A 17,597-nucleotide genomic window follows, 5' to 3' on the forward strand; every position below is an offset into this window, starting at 1 on the left:
GCACCGGGCACCAGGAACCCGGGCACCAGAAGGCCAGGCACGCGGCCGAGGGTCAGCGCGGGCGCATGCCGTCGAGCACCACCGCGACGACGTCGTGGGCGAGGCGCTCGCGGTCGACGGGACCGGTCGGGCGATACCACTCGACGATGGAGTTGACCATGCCGAAGATCAGGCGGGTGGCGACGGGCCCGTCGACGTCGGCTCGCACGAGGCCGGCCGCCTGCGCCTCGACGACGAGCGCCGTCACGCGGTGGTCGAAGGCCCGACGTCGCTCCAGCGCCGTCCGCTCGACGTCGCTGTTCCCCCGCAGTCGCAGCAGCAGCGTGACGTACGGCAGCCGGTCGACGAGCACACGCACGGCGCCCCGCAGCACGGCGGCCAGACGCTCGGCGGCTGACCCCGTCTGCGCCTCCGGCTCGTCGAGCACGCCCTCCAGGCCGTTCAACGCCTCGTCGAGCGCGAGCGAGAGGAGCTGCTCCTTGGAGTCGAAGTGGTGGTACAGCGCCGACTTGGTGAGTCCGAGCCGCGACGCGAGGTCAGCGACGGAGGTCGCGTCGTATCCCTGCTCGTTGAACAGCGCGACCGCGATCTCGAGCACCTGCGCCCGGTCGTAGCCGGGCCGCCCGCGGCGCGGCGCGGGGCTCGGCGTGCGGTCGGTGGCGGGGGCGGACATGGCACCAGTGTCGCACCCCGGCCGGCACGGCGCCCCGCGGCGCCCGGCCGAACGCCTTTCCGCGCACCGAGCGATCTGCTATTACTGAACGATCGGTAAGCTATTCTGGGAAGGCGGCTCGCAGTGCGGCGGGCCGGGAGGGATGTCGATGTCCGAGGCCTATCTCGTCGGCGGCGTGCGCACGCCTGTCGGTCGCTACGGCGGAGCTCTCGCAAGCGTCCGTCCGGACGACCTCGCGGCGCTCGTGGTCGCGAACGCCGTGGCCCGCGCCGGGCTTCCGGCGACCGCCGTGGACGAGGTGATCCTCGGCGCCGCCAATCAGGCCGGCGAGGACAACCGCAACGTGGCCCGCATGGCGGTGCTGCTCGCCGGGCTCCCCGACGAGGTCCCCGGCATCACCGTCAACCGCCTGTGCGCGTCGGGCCTCTCCGCGATCGCGCTCGCCGCGCAGGCGATCCGCGCGGGCGACGCCGACGCGATGGTGGCCGGCGGTGTCGAGTCGATGACACGCGCACCCTGGGTGCAGGCCAAGCCGCAGCGCCCGTGGGCGAAGCCCGGCGAGGCGTTCGACACATCGATCGGCTGGCGGTTCGTGAACCCGCGCATGGCCGCGCGCGACAAGGCCACATTCTCGATGCCCGAGACGGCGGAAGAAGTCGCGCGCCGCGACGGGATCACCCGAGCGGATGCCGATGCCTTCGCCCTCGCCAGTCACGAGCGCGCGATCGCGGCGATCGACGCCGGGCGATTCGCGCCCGAGATCGTCGCGGTCCCCACCCGCACCGGCGACGTGACCGTGGACGAAGGTCCGCGGCGAGAGACCTCCCTGCGCGCCCTCGCGGACTTGCGTCCGGTCGTCCCGGGCGGCGAGGTCGTGACCGCCGGCAACTCGAGCTCGCTCAACGACGGGGCCTCGGCGATCGTCGTCGTCTCGGCCGACGCCGTGGAGCGCCACGGGCTCCGGCCCCGGGCCCGCATCGTGGCTTCGGCGAACGCCGCGCTCGCACCCGAGGTGATGGGCCTCGGTCCGGTCCCGGCCACCGAGAAGGCGCTCGCCAAGGCCGGCCTCACGGTCGACGACCTGGGTGCGGTCGAGCTGAATGAGGCGTTCGCGTCGCAGTCGCTCGCCTCGATGCGACGTCTCGGCCTCGACCCCGCGATCGTCAACGCCGACGGAGGCGCGATCGCGCTGGGGCATCCGCTCGGCTCCAGCGGAAGCCGGCTCATCGTGACCCTGCTCGGGCGCATGGAGCGCCAAGGCGTGCAGTACGGACTCGCGACCATGTGCGTCGGCGTCGGCCAGGGCGTCGCGATGATCGTGGAGCGCCTCGATGGCTGAGTCCCTGCAGGTCGAGAGCGCCGACGACCGGGTCGTCGCGACGCTGTGCCGTCCCGAGGTCCGCAACGCCATCGACCAGGCGATGATCGACGCGCTCCACGACCTCTGCGCCGAGCTCGAGGAGCATCCGCGCACCCTCATCGTCATCGGATCGGGCGGCGTGTTCGCGTCCGGCGCCGACATCGGGCAGCTGCGCGACCGCCGCGCCGACGATGCCCGGCGGGGGATCAACACCCGGGCGTTCCAGCGCATCCGCGCGCTCCCGATGCCGGTCATCGCGGCGATCGACGGGTACGCGCTCGGCGGGGGAGCCGAACTCGCCTACGCCGCCGACCTGCGCGTCGGCACTCCGCGCCTGAAGATCGGCAACCCCGAGACCGGTCTCGGCATCATCGCGGCGGCGGGCGCGACGTGGCGGCTGCCGCAGATCGTGGGCGAGGCGCGCGCCGCCGAGCTGCTCCTCACCGGGCGCATCCTGGATGCCGACGAAGCCCTCGCCTGGGGCGTCCTGTCGTCGCTGCACGACCCCGAGGAGCTCCTCCCGGCCGCTCATCACCTCGCGGACCGCATCGCGGCGAACGATCCGCTGGCCACCCGCCACACCAAGACTGCCCTCGCCGCCCCTCCGGGAGCGCACCCCGACATCGAGCTCGAACTGCAGGCCGAGCTGTTCGAGAGCCCCGAGAAGGAGCGCCGCATGACCGCCTTCCTCGAACGGCGGAGCCGATGAACCCGGCCCAGCCCGAGACCCGCGCCCTTCCCGAGCGGGTCGGCGTGATCGGCGGCGGACGCATGGGCGCCGGGATCGCGCACGCCTTCGCCCTCGCCGGCGCCCGGGTCGTCGTCGTCGAGCGCGACGCAGAGGCGGCGGCTGCGGCATCCGCTCGTGTCGCCGACAGCCTGCGTCGGAGCGTCGAGCGCGGCGCCACCGTGCGGGCCCTCGACGACCTCGTGGCGACGGTGTCGACGGCGACGGATGCCGCAGCCCTCGCCGGCTGCGGACTCGTCGTCGAGGCCGTGCCCGAGGACCGCGAGCTCAAGACCGCCGCGCTCGAGCGGGCCGAGCGCGTGCTCGACCCCGGCGCCGCCCTCGCGACCAACACGTCCTCGATCTCGATCGACGACCTCGCCGCCGGGCTGGAGCGGCCCGAGCGGTTCCTCGGCCTGCACTTCTTCAACCCGGTGCCCGCGTCGCTGCTCGTGGAGGTCGTGGTGGGCGTCGCGACCGCGACGGGCCTGGTCGACGATGCCCGGGCGTGGATCGCAGCGATCGGGAAGACCCCGGTGGTCGTGCGCGACGCGCCGGGGTTCGCGTCGAGCCGGCTGGGCGTCGCGCTCGGCCTCGAGGCGATCCGGATGCTCGAGGAGGGCGTCGCCTCGGCCGCCGACATCGATGCGGCGATGGAGCTCGGGTACCGGCATCCGGTCGGTCCGCTGCGCACCACCGATCTCGTCGGCCTCGATGTGCGTCTCGGGATCGCGGAGGAGCTGCACGCACGCCTGGGGGAGCGGTTCGCGCCGCCGGCACTGCTGCGGCGCATGGTCGCCGACGGCCACCTCGGACGCAAGACCGGTCGCGGTTTCTACGAATGGAGCGAACGATGAGCGACATCCTTCCCAGCTACGTCCTCGGCGGCTGGTGGACGCCGGCCGACGATTCCGGCGCATCCACCGTGCGCGACGCGTCGACGGGGGAGCCGGTCACGCGCGTCAGCACGGCCGGGCTCGAGCTCGGAACGGTGCTCGAGTACGCGCGCGCCGTCGGACAGCAGAGCCTCGGCGCGCTCACCTTCCACCAGCGCGCGCTGCTGCTCAAGCAGTTCGCAGTCGCGCTGACCGAGCGCAAGCAAGAGTTGTACGAGCTCTCCAAGCGGGCCGGCTCCACCGTGCGCGACTCGCTGAACGACGTGGACGGCGGCATCGGGGTGCTCTTCACCTATTCGTCGAAGGGCCGCCGCGAGCTGCCGAACGGACAGGTCTACCTCGACGGCCCCGTCGAACCGCTGTCGAAGGACGGCTCCTTCCTCGGGCGCCACGTCTACACGCGGCTGCCCGGAGTCGCGGTTCAGATCAACGCCTTCAACTTCCCGATGTGGGGCTCGCTCGAGAAGTTCGCACCCGCGTTCCTCGCCGGCGTCCCCACCGTCGTCAAGCCCGCGACGCCGACGTCGTACGTCGCCGAGGCGTGGGTGCGGATCCTCGTCGAGACCGGTCTTCTCCCCGAGGGCTCGCTGCAGCTGATCAGCGGCAGCGTGCCCGGTCTCTTCGAGCACCTGCGGCTCGGTGATCTGGTCGGCTTCACCGGCAGCGCATCGACGGCCGAGCGGCTGCGTGCGCACGAGAGCGTGCAGACCGGCGGCGTGCGCTTCACGAACGAGACCGACTCCATCAACGCCTCGGTCCTCGGTCCCGATGCCGTGCCCGGAACCCCCGAGTTCGACGCCTACGTCAAGCAGCTCATGTCGGAGCTGACGACGAAGGCCGGCCAGAAGTGCACCGCGATCCGGCGCGCGATCGTGCCCGAAGGCAGCGTCGACGCCGTGGTGGACGCCGTCCGCGCCAAGATCGCCGAGCGCGTGGTGATCGGCGACCCGCACGCGGAGTCCGTCACCATGGGGCCTCTCGTCTCGGTGGCTCAGCGCGACGAGGTGCTGCGCAGCGTCGCCGAGCTCGAGGCCGCCGGCGGCCTCATCCTGCTCGGATCCACCGCGGCTCCCGAGGTCCAGCGCGCGGACGGCTCGGTCGGCGTGCTCGAAGACGGGGCGTTCGTCGAGCCCATTCTTCTGGGATTCGCGGATGCCTCGGCCCCGGCCGTCCACCAGGTCGAGGTCTTCGGGCCTGTCGCCAGCGTGCTCGCCTACCGGACGATCGACGAGGCCGCCGATCTCGTGAGTCTCGGCGGCGGATCGCTGGTCACGAGCGTGGCGACCAGCGACCCCGCGGTGGCGACGACCCTCCTCGCGCGCATCGCGGCCTTCAACGGCCGGCTCCTGTTCCTCGATCGCGACGATGCCCGCAGCTCGACCGGGCACGGCGCCCCCGTGCCGCACCTCGTGCACGGCGGCCCGGGGCGTGCCGGGGGCGGCGAAGAGCTCGGCGGCATCCGTGCGGTGCTCCACCACATGCAGCGCACGGCCGTGCAGGGGTCGCCCGCGATGCTCACCGCGCTGACCGGCGTGTGGCATCAGGGCGCGGCATCCCGCACCGACCGGCATCCGTTCCGGAAGTCCCTCTCCGAGCTCGCCGTCGGCGATCAGCTCGTCTCTGGCTCGCGCGCGGTGACGCTCGACGACATCGAGACGTTCGCGCAGTTCACGGGCGACACGTTCTACGCCCACATGAACGAGGAGGCGGCTGCAGCGAACCCGTTCTTCCCCGGTCGCGTCGCCCACGGCTACCTCCTGGTGTCGTGGGCCGCGGGTCTGTTCGTCGATCCCGAGCCGGGACCGGTGCTCGCCAACTACGGCCTGGAGAACCTCCGGTTCGTCACCCCGGTCTCGCCGGGCGACGACATCCGCGTGGTGCTGACGGCGAAGCAGATCACGCCTCGGGAGACCGACGAGTACGGCGAGGTGCGCTGGGACGCCGTGATCCTCAATCAGGACGACGAGCTCGTCGCGACCTACGACGTGCTGACCCTCGTCTCGAAGGAGCCGATGGAGGTGAAGCGATGACGGATGCCGCGTCCCCGCCCACCCCGCCCGCCGCGCTCACTCCGCCGACGCCCGTCGCCGCGCCCGCGGCCGCCGACCCGGCGACCTGGTTCGCCGGCCAGCGCCCGATGCTGCAGCGCGACCACGCGTCCGCCGCGCTCGGGATGATCGTCGAGAAGGACGAGCCCGGCGAAGCGGTCGTGTCGATGCGTGTGCGCGCCGACATGCTGAACGGCTTCGCGATCACGCACGGCGGACTGGTGTTCGCGCTGGCCGACACCGCGTTCGCGATCGCCTGCAACGAGGACGACGGCGTCACGGTGGCGGCCGGCGCCGACATAGCCTTCCTCGGATCGACGCGGGCCGGCCAGACCCTCACCGCCCACGCGCGCCGGCGCGCGCTCGCCGGACGGGCGGGACTGTACGACGTGACGGTCACCGACGAGTCCGGGACCGTCGTGGCGGAGGTGCGCGGTCGCTCGCTCACCACCCGAAGGACGGCCCCCGGGGTCGCGGACGGCTGAGCCGGTGGCTGCGGTTGTGGGTGCGGCATCCCGGGGTTAGACTTACTGAACGAACGGTCTGTAATTAAGGAGTCGATGATGACTGCACCGGAACTCACCGTCGTGGAGCGCGACGACGACGCCGAGCAGGCGGCCTTCGACGCGCTCATCGCTGCGGAGCAGCGCATCGAGCCGCGCGACTGGATGCCGGAGGCGTATCGGAAGACGCTCATCCGGCAGATCTCGCAGCATGCCCACTCCGAGATCATCGGCATGCAGCCCGAGGGCAACTGGATCACGCGCGCACCGAGTCTCAAGCGCAAGGCCATCCTGATGGCGAAAGTCCAGGACGAGGCGGGGCACGGGCTGTATCTCTACTCCGCGGCGCAGACCCTCGGCATCACGCGCGACGAGATGACCGACCAGCTCATCTCCGGCCGGGCGAAGTACTCCTCGATCTTCAACTACCCCACGCCGACGTGGGCCGACATGGGTGCGATCGGCTGGCTCGTCGACGGCGCCGCGATCTGCAATCAGGTGCCGCTCTGCCGGGCCTCGTACGGTCCCTACGGCCGCGCGATGGTGCGCGTGTGCAAGGAGGAGTCCTTCCACCAGCGGCAGGGGTTCGAGATCCTGCTGGCACTCATGCAAGGCACGCCCGCCCAGCGGCAGCTCGCGCAGGAGGCCGTCGACCGGTGGTACTGGCCGAGCCTGATGATGTTCGGCCCGCCCGACGACGAGTCGCCGAACTCCGCCCAGTCGATGGCATGGAAGATCAAGCGCTTCTCGAACGACGAGCTGCGTCAGCGGTTCATCGGCATGCTCGTGCCCCAGGCCGAGGTGCTCGGCGTGACGCTGCCCGACCCGGAGCTGCGGTGGGACGAGGGCGCACAGCGCTGGCACATCAGCGAGATCGACTGGACCGAGTTCCACGAGGTGCTCGCCGGCCGCGGACCGATGAACGCCGAGCGGCTGCGTCAGCGACGCAACGCGCACGAGGACGGCGCGTGGGTGCGCGAGGCCGCGGTCGCCTACGCCCGCAAGCAGGAGCAGCGACGCGAAGCGGAGGTGGCATGATGACGACGCCTGGTGCATCGGCACGCGAGACGTGGCCGCTGTGGGAGGTCTTCGTGCGGGCGAGCCGAGGGCTCAGCCATGTGCACGCCGGATCCCTGCACGCCCCCGACGCCGAGCTCGCCCTGCGCAATGCCCGCGACCTCTACACGCGCCGCGGCGAGGGAACCTCGGTCTGGGTCGTGCCTGCCGACGCGATCACCACGAGCGACCCCGACGCGAAGGGCGCGTTCTTCGAGAGTCCCGCGGGCAAGAACTACCGCCACGCCGTGTACTACACGGCCTCCGAGGGAGTGCCGCACCTGTGACCGCCGATCCCCTGGCCGACGCGCACGGCGACGTCACGGTCGACCGTCTCGAGCTCTCCGCCGAACTGGCCGGCACCGGAGAGCGCGCCGCCACGGCCGACGTCGCCGAGTACGCGCTGTGGCTCGGGGACGACGCGCTCATCCTGTCGCAGCAGCTCGGCGGCTGGATCGCGCGGGCGCCCGAACTGGAAGAGGATGTCGCCCTCGGCAACATCGCGCTCGACCTGCTGGGGCACGCCCGCTCGCTGCTGCGCTACGCCGGCGGGTACGACGGCCGCACCGAGGACGACCTGGCCTACTGGCGTGACGAGTCCGGCTTCCGGTGCGCGTGGCTCTTCGAGCAGCCGAACGGCGACTTCGCGCAGACGATCGCGCGCGGGCTGGCGGCATCCGTCTACCAGTTCGAGCTGTACTCGGCGCTGCAGGAGTCGTCCGACCCGACGCTCGCCGCGATCGCCGCGAAGGCGGTCAAAGAGGTCGAGTACCACCGCGACCACGCCGTGCAGTGGACGCTGCGGCTCGCGGGCGGCACCGACGAGTCGCGGACCCGCATGGTGCGGGCCGTGGGAGACGTGTGGCCGTACGTCGACGAGCTGTTCCGCGACGAGCCGCTGATCGAGCGGCTCGGCGCCGCCGCCGCGCGTCCGTCGGCGCTCCGGCCGGGCTTCGACGCCGTGATCTCCGCCGTCTTCTCCGAGGCCGACCTGGCCGTCCCCACGGGCTTCGTGTCGGCCGGCGGCGGCCGGCGCGGGCAGCACTTCTCGACGCTCGGCTACCTGCTCGCCGAGATGCAGGTGCTCGCACGGCAGCATCCGGGGGCGTCATGGTGACGCTGCCCGAGATCCAATCGCGCGTGCCGATCGCGGATGCCGCGGCCCGGGCCTGGCGGATCGCTGCGGCCGTGACCGACCCGGAGGTGCCGGCGCTCACGATCGAGGATCTCGGAGTGCTCCGCGAAGTGGCGGTCGACGGCGGACGCGTCACCGTGACGATCACACCCACGTACTCCGGGTGCCCGGCGGTGGACACCATCCGCGACGACCTCGTCCTTGCGCTGACCGCCGAGGGGTTCGATGACGTCGACGTGCGCCTGACTCTCACGCCCGCGTGGACCACGGACTGGATGAGCGAGACCGGCAAGGACAAGCTGCGCGCGTACGGCATCGCGCCACCCACCGGTCGTGCGGCCGTCGGCGGCGTCATCCGGCTGCAGCTCGCGGTCAAGTGCCCGCGCTGCGGGTCGCTCGACACGAAGGAGCTCGCCCGTTTCGGATCGACCTCGTGCAAGGCGCTGTACGAGTGCCGGGCATGTCTCGAGCCCTTCGACCACTTCAAGGTGCACTGATGGCCGCGCAGCACCCGACCGACCCCCGGAACGAGCGCATCGCCGAGAGCCTGCTCGCAAGCGCTGTCGGCGGCCCGGCGGGCTCCCGGCGCCGGGCACGATTCCACACGCTCCGCGTCGCCGCGGTGCGCCCCCTGACGGATGCCGCGGCCGAGGTCACCTTCACGATCCCCGAGCAGCTGCGCGGAGAGTACGACTACCTCGCCGGCCAGCACGTGGGCCTGCGCACGACGCTCGACGGCCAGGAGGTGCGGCGCTCGTACTCGCTCTGCCGGGCGGTCGATGCCGGAGGTGGCGGCGACGGACCGCAGACGATCAGCATCGCGATCAAGCGCGACCTCGGCGGACGCTTCTCGACCTGGGCGCTGTCCGAGCTGAAGGCCGGTGACGAGATCGACGTGATGAGCCCCCAGGGGTCGTTCACCTCGGCGCTCGGCGACCTCGCAGGAGCCCATGTCGCCGGCATCGCGGCAGGCTCGGGCATCACGCCGCTCATGGCGCTCGCCGCCAGTGTGCTGGCGCGCTCCGAGACCTCGCGCTTCACGCTCGTGTACACGAACCGCTCCACGACGGACGTGATGTTCCTCGAAGAGCTCGCCGACCTCAAGGACCGGTATCCGGCCCGGCTCGCGCTCCACCACGTGCTGTCCCGCGAGCAGCGGGCCGCGCCTCTGCTCTCGGGCCGCATCGACGAGGAGCGCCTCCGCCGCATCCTCGATGTGCTCGTCCTGCCCGAGACGGTCGACGAGTGGTTCCTCTGCGGTCCCTTCGAGCTCGTGCAGCTGTGCCGCGACACGCTCGCCGACATCGGCGTCGCGCCGGACCACATCCGCTACGAGCTCTTCACCACGGGCGAGGGAGGTCGCGTCGAGGCGCCGTCGGGCCGCCCCATCGAGGTGAAGGCCGATGAGCCCGTGCACCGGATCGAGGTCACCCTCGACGGCCAGTCCGCCACGGTCGAGAGCCCGGTCGCCGCGCACGAGTCGATCCTCAACGCGGCGCTGCGCGTGCGGCCGGACGCACCCTTCGCGTGCGCGGGCGGCGTGTGCGGCACGTGCCGGGCACGACTGCTCGAGGGCTCGGTGTCGATGACCGAGAACTACGCGCTCGAGCCCGACGAACTCGAGCGCGGCTACATCCTCACCTGCCAATCGCACCCCACGACCGACCGGGTCGTGGTCGACTACGACGTCTGAGAGAGGCATCCCGTGATCACGCTCAAGGTGGACGGACCCGTCGCCGAGGTCGTCCTCGACGCCCCCGACAAGCTCAACGCCCTCTCGCTCGACGCGGTAGGCGAGTTGGATGCCGCGTACGCCGAGGCCGAGGCATCCGGCGTCCGCGCGCTCGTGCTGCGCGGCGAGGGTCGCGCATTCTGCGCGGGGCGCGACATCGCCGGCGTCGACCCGGCGACGGACGACGTGGCGGGGTACCTCGGCGCGGTCGAAGCGCTGATGCGGCGCATGGCGGCCTTCCCCGCTCCGACGTTCGCCGCCGTGCAGGGCGCCTGCCTCGGGGTGGGACTCGGCCTCGCGATCGCGACCGACGTCGTCTACGTCGCCGAGACGGCCAAGGTCGGCTCGCCGTTCGCGAACCTCGGCGCGATGCTCGACTCGGGCGGCCACGCGCTGCTCTACGAGCGGCTCGGTGCACACCGCGCGCTCGACCTGATCTACACCGGCGACCTGCTGTCGGGAGCCGAGGCGGTGGCCGCCGGACTGTTCAGCCGGTCGATGCCCACCGGAGAACTGCTCGAGTTCACCCGGGAACGGGCGGCTCGAGCGGCGGCCGGGCCGACGCAGGCGTTCCTCGCCTCGAAGCGCCTGATCGACCGTCTCCGGGACGAGCGCCTGTGGCGCGTCGTGGCCGAGGAGAACCGCGGGCAGGCCGAGCTGCGCGGCACCGCCGACTACCGCGAGGGCTTCGCCGCGTTCCAGGCGAAGCGGAAGCCCGACTTCACCGGTTCCTGAGCACCCCGTATCGGCTCGCCCTCCACGACCCCGCCTTCCGCCGAGGGCGCAGTGTTCGCACGAGGGCGCACTCTTTGCCCGCGCAGAGTGTGCGCCCTCGTGCAGGGTGTGCGCCCTCGCGTCAACGCACGCCAGAGCAGACCCGGGGTCAGGAGTTCACGCGGATGATCTCCTGCTGGTACGGCGCGACGACCGTGCCGGAGATGCGGCAGTCGAGGAGCAGGAAGGGACGGGATGCCGCATCCTGCGCCGTCCATGACGCCAAGCGGTCGAGGTCGTCCAGGCTGCGCACGACCACGCCTTCGGCGCCGACGCCGGCCGCGAGTGCGGCGAAGTCGACCTCGGGGATGAGCATCGGCGCCTGGGCGAGCCCCTTGAGGCCGTAGAGGTTGACCTCGGCGCCGTAGGCCGCGTCGTTCCACACCACGGCCATGCCGCGTCCGCCCGCCACCCGGACGGCGGTCTCGAGGTCGGCGAGGGCCATGAGTCCGCCGCCGTCGCCCGTCGTCAGCACGACCGTCGCCTCCGGTCGCGCCAGCGCGGCGCCAGCGACCGACGGGAATCCGAGTCCGATCGACTGGAACGCCGTGCCGACCATCATCATGCGGTCCGGCGACGCGACCGGCCAGAACATGTTCGCCCAGCCGATGAAGTGCCCGCCGTCCGAGACGACCACGCGGTCCTCGGGCAGCAGGTCGCGGATCCGTGCGGCCACCGAGCGCGGGTCGAGGCGACCGTCCGCCGCAAGGCCGTCGCCCTCGTCGTACCCGCGCGCCGCGGCGACGTCGACGGACTCCCGCCAGCCACTCGCCGCGCCGCGAGTCGAACTCAGCGTCTCCACCAGCCGTCGCGCGACCACGGCCGCGTCTCCGCGCACGTATCCGCCGACATGCGGGTGGGTGGCGGCCGGCGCCACGTCCACTTGGAACACCCGCGTCCCGGGAGCGAAGAGGTCGCCGAACCGCATCGTGAACTGGTTGAGGGATGCCCCGAACACCACGGCGACGTCGGCCTCGTGCACGAGCGCCATGGCGTCCTCGGCGCCGAAGCCGCCCGTCACCCCGAGGTCGTACTCCGCGCGCGGGAACACGCCGCGTCCGAGCGCGGTCGACGCCGTGAGGGCGCCGGTGAGATCGGCGAGCTCGCCGAGCGCCTCGCCCGCCCCCGAGATCCACGCCCCACGGCCGGCCAGCAGGAACGGTCGCTCGGCGCTCGCGAGCGCGGCTGCGATGTCGGCGACCGCGCCCTGCGCGAAGGGCCCGGCGGGGGAGAGGGGAGCGGGCAGCCGGGGCTCCGGCGCCTCCGGCACGGGCCCGGCGTCGCGCGCCGCCACGTCGTAGGGGATCGCGAGCACGGTCGGCACCCGGTACGTCAGCGCGTGCTCGATGGCGATGACGGTCGTGGCCGCGGCATCCGCTCGCCCGACGGTATAGGTCCGCGCGCCGACGGCCGACGCGAGGGCGATCTGGTCGACGTCCCAGGGGCGCGGGCCCGAGGTGGGCTCGTCTCCGACCACGAGCACGAGCGGCACATGCGCCTGCACGGCCTCGGCCAGCGCGGTCAGCGTGTTCGTGAAGCCGGCGCCGTAGGTCGCGGTCGCGGCGGCGAGGCGTCCCGAGGCGCGGTGGAACGCATCGGCGGCGACGACCCCGCCGGCCTCGTGGCGCACCGCGGTGAAGGTGACATCGGTGGAGCGCTCGAGCGCATCGAGGAAGTAGGCGTTGCCGTTGCCCATGACGCCGAAGACGTGGTCGATGTGGCGGGCGAGGGTGAGGGCGACGTGCGCGGAAACGGTCGGCATGGAGAACTCCTGCAAGACGGAACGGATGTGAGGCCGTGTGTGTCTCGCGCCGTGCGCTGCGTGCCCTTTTTTCGAGCACCGACGGGGTCGTTCCCGCCGGACGACTTCGAGTATAGGACCCCGGCCAGGGCATGATGGGTGCCATGAGGACGATCCAGCTGCGCCGCTACACGCTCGTCGACGGGGAGTACGACGCCTTCGTCGCCTGGTGGCAGGGCTGCATGCCCCGCGTGCGTCCCGGCGCCGGGTTCGGGATCGAGTTCGCCTACGGACTGCCGGCCACGAACGAGTTCGTGTGGGCGGTCAGCGCCGAGGGCGACGAGGAGGCATTCCTGGCCCTCGAGAAGGAGTACATGGGGTCGGATGCCCGGGCCGAGGCGTTCGCCGGGGTGCCGCAGCGGGTCGCCGCCTACGACATCGCGTTCGTCGGCCAGCGCTTCGCCTGATTCCGCCCCCGAGTCCTCAGCCGCCGAGTGCCGCCCGGATGACCCCGGCCGACCGGGCCAGGCGCGCGGCGATCTCCGCCGGGGCGTGCGGACTCGCAAGGTAGACGACGGCGATCGCGGCCGCCCCTCGCCCGCGGATCGCGAGCGGCACGGCGACGGCACGCAGGCTCGGGATGACCTCGTCGTGGCTCTCGAACCAGCCGCGGGTCGCGGCATCCGTCACCTCATCGCGCAGGTGCGCGTCGGCCCCGGAGGGCCACGAGGCCCCGGGCACGAGGGACAGGATCGCCTTGCCGGGGGCTCCGCGGGTGACCGGATGCCGCGTCCCCGGCCGCTGCGCCACGGAGGCGACGGCGTGCCGAGGCTCGACGCTGGCGAGCGTGACGCACTCGTCGTGGTCGAGCACACTCAGGAAGCACGTCATCCCGAGCTCGTTCGCGACGTCGGTGAGCTCGGGGAGCGCTTCGGCCTGGAGGTCGTGGGCGACGCCGGCAGCGAGCGCGGCCATGCGGGCACCCAGGGCGATGTGCCCGTTCGCATCGCGCGCGATGAGGCCGTGGTCCTCGAGGGTCCGCAGCAGCCGGTAGGCGACCGACCGGTGCACGTCGAGGCGACGGGCGATCTCGTCGATCGTGAGCGGTTCGCGGGCGTCGGCGAGGACCTCGAGGATCCGGATGCCCCGGCTCAGCGTCTGCGACGCGGGTGCCCGCTCCTCGGTCATCACTGCCCTCCGGCGTGCAGGATCTTGCCAGTCCCACGCGTCTTCGTATACGATCTGTTCAATAGTAGAACAATGTGTTCGAATATAGAACACACGCATTCGCTCCGCAACACCCGATCGATCGCACCGCATTGTCGCAGCGACACCTCGACATCGCCGTCCGAGGAGGAGACCCCATGCAGTTCCACCACCACGGATACGTGTCCGGAGAGCCGCGCGTGCTCGAGGCCGCCGGCACGGGCATCGACCGTCCCGCCGACCTCCCCGACGAGACCGACGTGCTGATCGTCGGCTCGGGGCCGGCCGGGATGCTCCTCGCGGCGCAGCTCTCGCAGTTCCCCGACGTGTCGACGCGGCTCATCGAGCGCCGGGAGGGGCGGCTCGTGCTGGGCCAGGCCGACGGGATCCAGCCGCGGAGCGTCGAGACGTTCCAGGCCTTCGGGTTCGCCGAGCGCATCGTCGCCGAGGCCTACAACATCGCCTACATGAACTTCTGGGGCCCTGACCCGGAGAACCCCGGCAACATCGTCCGCAAGACGCGCACCGAGGACTACGGGTTCAAGATCAGCGAGTTCCCGCACCTCATCGTCAACCAGGCGCGCGTGCTGGACTACTTCGCCGAGGCCGCCGCGCACGGGCCCGGAAGGATCGCCCCCGACTACGGCGTCGAATTCCTCGGCCTCACCGTGCGCGACGAGGGGCCGTACCCGGTCGAGGTGCGAGTGCGGCACACCGCGGGCGACCGTTCCGGCGAGGAGCGCACCATCCGGGCCAAGTACGTCGCCGGGTGCGACGGCGCCCGCAGCGGCGTGCGCCAGGCGATCGGCCGCACGCACTCCGGCGCCCACGCCCTTCACGCGTGGGGCGTGATGGACGTGCTCGTGAACACCGACTTCCCCGACTGGCGGATCAAGTGCGCGATCAACGCGGAGGCGGGCAACATCCTCCACATCCCGCGCGAGGGCGGCTACCTGAGCCGCATGTACATCGATCTCGGCGCCGTCGCCGAGGATGACGATCACCGCGTGCGCCAGACGCCGATCGACGAGATCATCCGGCGCGCGAACGAGATCCTGCACCCGTACACCATCGACGTGAAGCAGGTCGCGTGGCACAGCGTGTACGAGGTCGGGCACCGGGTCACCGACAAGTTCGACGACGTGGCAGACGACTCCGGTCGCATGCCCCGGGTGTTCCTCGCCGGCGACGCGTGCCACACCCACAGTGCCAAGGCCGGGCAGGGCATGAACGTGTCGATGCAGGATGGATTCAACCTGGGCTGGAAGCTGGGGCACGTGCTCAGCGGCATCGCCCCCGAGACGCTGCTCGACACCTACTCGGCCGAGCGGCAGCCGGTGGCGCAGCAGCTCATCGACTTCGACCGCGAGTGGTCGACGCTCATGGCGCGCAAGCCCGACGAGATCTCCGACCCGCAGGACCTCGCGACCTACTACCTCGCCACGGCCGAGTTCCCGTCCGGCTTCATGACGCAGTACGGCCCGTCGACGATCGTCGCGGATGCCGCGCACCAGGCTCTCGCGGAGGGGTTCCCGATCGGGAAGCGCTTCAAGTCGGCCGAGGTGGTGCGCGTCTGCGACGGCAACGCGGTGCATCTCGGGCATCACGCGAAGGCCGACGGACGGTGGCGGATCTACGCCTTCGCGGACGCGCCCACGGCGGGGGAGGACTCCGCTCTGGCGTCGTGGGCCGAGTGGATGTCGTCCGACGAGGGACCCCTCCGACGGCACACGCCCGTCGGCGCGGACGCCGACGCGGTGATCGATGTGAAGGTGATCTACCAGCAGCCGTTCGAGGACGTCGACATCAACCGCGTACCAGGTCTGTTCCTGCCCCGGACCGGCCCGCTGGGACTGACGGACTGGGAGAAGGTCTACGCGGCCGCGCCAAGCGCCTGGACGAGCGACGACGTCTTCGCCGAACGGGGCCTGTCGCGGGAAGGGGTGGTCGTGGTCGTCCGGCCCGACCAGTACGTCGCGGCGGTCCTGCCGCTGTCGGCGACGGCCGAGCTGGCGGAGTTCCTCGGCCGGTCGCTCCTCGATCAGCGCAGCGTGCCGGCCGCCACGGCCTGATGTGTCCGCCATGGTGACAGCAGCCCCGCAGCTGTACACCGCGTATAGCGGCGCGGCGAGCCGCACCGGGGCAGAATTGGCCCCGAAGCCACCGAGAGCAGGGATGCCGCGGCATCCGAGAACGACGAGGGAGTCCTTGTGACCGAGAACCGTGAGACCGAGCTGCTGGCATCCGTCCCGGAGGGCCTGTTCATCGGCGGCGAGTGGCGCGCGGCGTCGGGTGGCAAGATGCTCAAGGTGTACGACCCCGCCACCGGCGCGGTGGTGAAACAGATCGCGGATGCCTCGCCCGATGACGGTGCGGCGGCCCTCGACGCGGCGGTCGAGGCCTTCCCCGCGTGGGCCGCGACGCCGGCCCGTGAGCGGGCCGAGATCCTCCGCCGCGCGTTCGACCTTCTGCAGGAGCGCAAGGAGGACTTCGCGCTCCTGATGACCGTGGAGATGGGCAAGCCGCTCGCCGAGGCCCGAGGCGAGGTCGCGTACGGCGGAGAGTTCCTCCGCTGGTTCAGCGAGGAGACCGCTCGGGTGCAGGGCCGGTACGGTGCGAACCCCGAGGGCACCGGCCGCATGATCGTGTCGCAGCATCCGGTCGGCCCCTGCTTCCTCATCACCCCCTGGAACTTCCCGCTGGCCATGGCCACACGCAAGATCGCACCCGCACTCGCCGCCGGCTGCACGGTCGTCATCAAGCCTGCTGAGCTCACGCCGCTGACGACCCTCGCCTTCGCGAAGCTGCTCGAGGACGCCGGGCTCCCGAAGGGTGTGGTCAACGTCTTCACGACCTCGACGTCGGGTGCCGTGTCGGAGCCGATCATCCGCGACCCGCGCCTACGCAAGCTCTCCTTCACCGGATCGACCCAGGTCGGCCGGCGTCTGCTGGAGCAGGCGGCGCAGGGCGTGCTGCGCACGTCGATGGAGCTCGGCGGCAACGCGCCGTTCGTCGTGTTCGAGGATGCCGATCTCGACAAGGCCGTCGACGGCGCGATGCTCGCGAAGTTCCGCAACATCGGCCAGGCGTGCACGGCCGCGAACCGGTTCATCGTGCAGCGTTCGGTCGCCGACGAGTTCGCCCGGCGGGTCACCGAGCGGGTTCAGTCGCTGAAGATCGGCCGCGGCACCGAGGAGGGCGTGGCCATCGGACCGCTCATCAACGAGGCCGCCGTCGACAAGGCCCGCACGCTCGTAGACGACGCCGTCGAGCGCGGGGCTTCGGTGCGCACCGGCGGCAAGGCGCTGGACGGCGCCGGCACGTTCTACGAGCCCACCGTCGTCACCGACGTGCAGCCCGGCAGCGACATCCTCCGCGAGGAGATCTTCGGGCCCGTGCTGGCGATCATCCCGTTCGACGACGAGGACGACGCCGTGCGCATCGCCAACGACACCGAGTACGGCCTCGTCTCGTACGTCTTCACCGAGAGCCTGTCCCGCGGCCAGCGCATGATCGAGCGGCTCGAGACCGGGATGATGGGGCTCAACATGGGCGTCGTCTCGAACGCCGCCGCCCCGTTCGGCGGCTGGAAGATGTCGGGGCTCGGACGCGAGGGCGGCGCGGAGGGGATCCACGAGTACCTCCAGACCAAGTACACGCTCACCGCGAACCCCTTCTCCTGACCCCTCACTCGGGTCCATCCGTGCGATTTCGACGCTCACCCGACCGCGAGCATCGAGATCGCA

General features: G+C 71.7%; 17 protein-coding genes. 14 read left to right on the forward strand and 3 right to left on the reverse strand.

Going from position 1 to position 17,597, the window contains the following annotated elements; translation table 11 throughout:
• Positions 1–52 precede the first annotated feature (52 nt).
• Positions 53–673 carry a TetR/AcrR family transcriptional regulator gene (locus tag SOM19_RS13935; protein ID WP_320487199.1) on the reverse strand — a complete coding sequence of 207 codons (621 nt, stop codon included), beginning with the start codon at positions 671–673 and terminating at the stop codon, positions 53–55.
• Positions 674–821: 148 nt separating this feature from the next.
• Here SOM19_RS13935 and SOM19_RS13940 point away from each other — a divergent pair, with 148 nt between their 5' ends.
• From SOM19_RS13940 to SOM19_RS13990, 11 genes are all read left to right on the forward strand, one after another.
• Positions 822–2,012, forward strand: coding sequence for a thiolase family protein (locus tag SOM19_RS13940; RefSeq protein WP_320487200.1), 1,191 nt, complete (start codon positions 822–824; stop codon positions 2,010–2,012).
• On the forward strand, positions 2,005–2,742 hold the full coding sequence (locus tag SOM19_RS13945) for an enoyl-CoA hydratase/isomerase family protein (protein ID WP_320487201.1): 738 nt from the start codon (positions 2,005–2,007) through the stop codon (positions 2,740–2,742). Before SOM19_RS13940 ends, SOM19_RS13945 begins: the two co-directional genes overlap by 8 nt.
• Positions 2,739–3,617 (forward strand): 3-hydroxyacyl-CoA dehydrogenase family protein, encoded by an 879-nt coding sequence (locus tag SOM19_RS13950; protein WP_320487202.1) that lies wholly within the window; start codon positions 2,739–2,741, stop codon positions 3,615–3,617. The genes SOM19_RS13945 and SOM19_RS13950 overlap by 4 nt, the downstream gene beginning before the upstream one ends.
• Positions 3,614–5,686: a phenylacetic acid degradation bifunctional protein PaaZ gene (paaZ, locus tag SOM19_RS13955; RefSeq protein ID WP_320487203.1), complete on the forward strand. Its 2,073-nt coding sequence runs from the start codon at positions 3,614–3,616 to the stop codon at positions 5,684–5,686. The genes SOM19_RS13950 and paaZ overlap by 4 nt, the downstream gene beginning before the upstream one ends.
• Positions 5,683–6,189: a hydroxyphenylacetyl-CoA thioesterase PaaI gene (gene paaI / locus SOM19_RS13960; protein WP_320487204.1), complete on the forward strand. Its 507-nt coding sequence runs from the start codon at positions 5,683–5,685 to the stop codon at positions 6,187–6,189. The genes paaZ and paaI overlap by 4 nt, the downstream gene beginning before the upstream one ends.
• 78 nt (positions 6,190–6,267) lie before the next feature.
• Positions 6,268–7,245 carry a 1,2-phenylacetyl-CoA epoxidase subunit PaaA gene (gene paaA / locus SOM19_RS13965; protein ID WP_414683657.1) on the forward strand — a complete coding sequence of 326 codons (978 nt, stop codon included), beginning with the start codon at positions 6,268–6,270 and terminating at the stop codon, positions 7,243–7,245.
• Positions 7,245–7,550, forward strand: coding sequence for a 1,2-phenylacetyl-CoA epoxidase subunit PaaB (gene paaB, locus SOM19_RS13970; RefSeq protein WP_320487206.1), 306 nt, complete (start codon positions 7,245–7,247; stop codon positions 7,548–7,550). Before paaA ends, paaB begins: the two co-directional genes overlap by 1 nt.
• A gap of 11 nt (positions 7,551–7,561) precedes the next feature.
• Positions 7,562–8,380: a 1,2-phenylacetyl-CoA epoxidase subunit PaaC gene (gene paaC / locus SOM19_RS13975; protein WP_414683665.1), complete on the forward strand. Its 819-nt coding sequence runs from the start codon at positions 7,562–7,564 to the stop codon at positions 8,378–8,380.
• Positions 8,374–8,895 carry a 1,2-phenylacetyl-CoA epoxidase subunit PaaD gene (paaD, locus tag SOM19_RS13980; protein WP_320487208.1) on the forward strand — a complete coding sequence of 174 codons (522 nt, stop codon included), beginning with the start codon at positions 8,374–8,376 and terminating at the stop codon, positions 8,893–8,895. Before paaC ends, paaD begins: the two co-directional genes overlap by 7 nt.
• Positions 8,895–10,091, forward strand: coding sequence for a 1,2-phenylacetyl-CoA epoxidase subunit PaaE (paaE, locus tag SOM19_RS13985; protein WP_320487209.1), 1,197 nt, complete (start codon positions 8,895–8,897; stop codon positions 10,089–10,091). Before paaD ends, paaE begins: the two co-directional genes overlap by 1 nt.
• 12 nt (positions 10,092–10,103) lie before the next feature.
• The gene (locus SOM19_RS13990; protein ID WP_320487210.1) at positions 10,104–10,865 is read left to right on the forward strand and encodes an enoyl-CoA hydratase/isomerase family protein; all 762 of its coding nucleotides are present in this window, start codon (positions 10,104–10,106) and stop codon (positions 10,863–10,865) included.
• Positions 10,866–11,013: 148 nt separating this feature from the next.
• Here the strand turns inward: SOM19_RS13990 and SOM19_RS13995 are convergent, their stop codons facing one another.
• The gene (locus SOM19_RS13995; RefSeq protein ID WP_320487211.1) at positions 11,014–12,666 is read right to left on the reverse strand and encodes a thiamine pyrophosphate-binding protein; all 1,653 of its coding nucleotides are present in this window, start codon (positions 12,664–12,666) and stop codon (positions 11,014–11,016) included.
• A 143-nt stretch (positions 12,667–12,809) separates the two neighbouring features.
• On the opposite strand from SOM19_RS13995, the gene SOM19_RS14000 reads away from it, so the two are divergent.
• A complete protein-coding gene (locus SOM19_RS14000) occupies positions 12,810–13,112 on the forward strand; it encodes a hypothetical protein (RefSeq protein WP_320487212.1) in 303 nt (100 codons plus the stop codon).
• 16 nt (positions 13,113–13,128) lie between these two features.
• Here the strand turns inward: SOM19_RS14000 and SOM19_RS14005 are convergent, their stop codons facing one another.
• The gene (locus tag SOM19_RS14005; protein ID WP_320487213.1) at positions 13,129–13,833 is read right to left on the reverse strand and encodes an IclR family transcriptional regulator; all 705 of its coding nucleotides are present in this window, start codon (positions 13,831–13,833) and stop codon (positions 13,129–13,131) included.
• A 176-nt stretch (positions 13,834–14,009) separates the two neighbouring features.
• On the opposite strand from SOM19_RS14005, the gene SOM19_RS14010 reads away from it, so the two are divergent.
• Positions 14,010–15,923: an FAD-binding monooxygenase gene (locus tag SOM19_RS14010; RefSeq protein WP_320487214.1), complete on the forward strand. Its 1,914-nt coding sequence runs from the start codon at positions 14,010–14,012 to the stop codon at positions 15,921–15,923.
• A gap of 138 nt (positions 15,924–16,061) precedes the next feature.
• Complete coding sequence (locus tag SOM19_RS14015) at positions 16,062–17,534, forward strand: NAD-dependent succinate-semialdehyde dehydrogenase (protein WP_320487215.1); 1,473 nt, start codon at positions 16,062–16,064, stop codon at positions 17,532–17,534.
• The last annotated feature ends 63 nt before the right edge of the window (positions 17,535–17,597 follow it).

This window comes from Microbacterium sp. CFBP9034 (genome assembly GCF_034045255.1).
Taxonomy (GTDB): Bacteria; Actinomycetota; Actinomycetes; order Actinomycetales; family Microbacteriaceae; genus Microbacterium.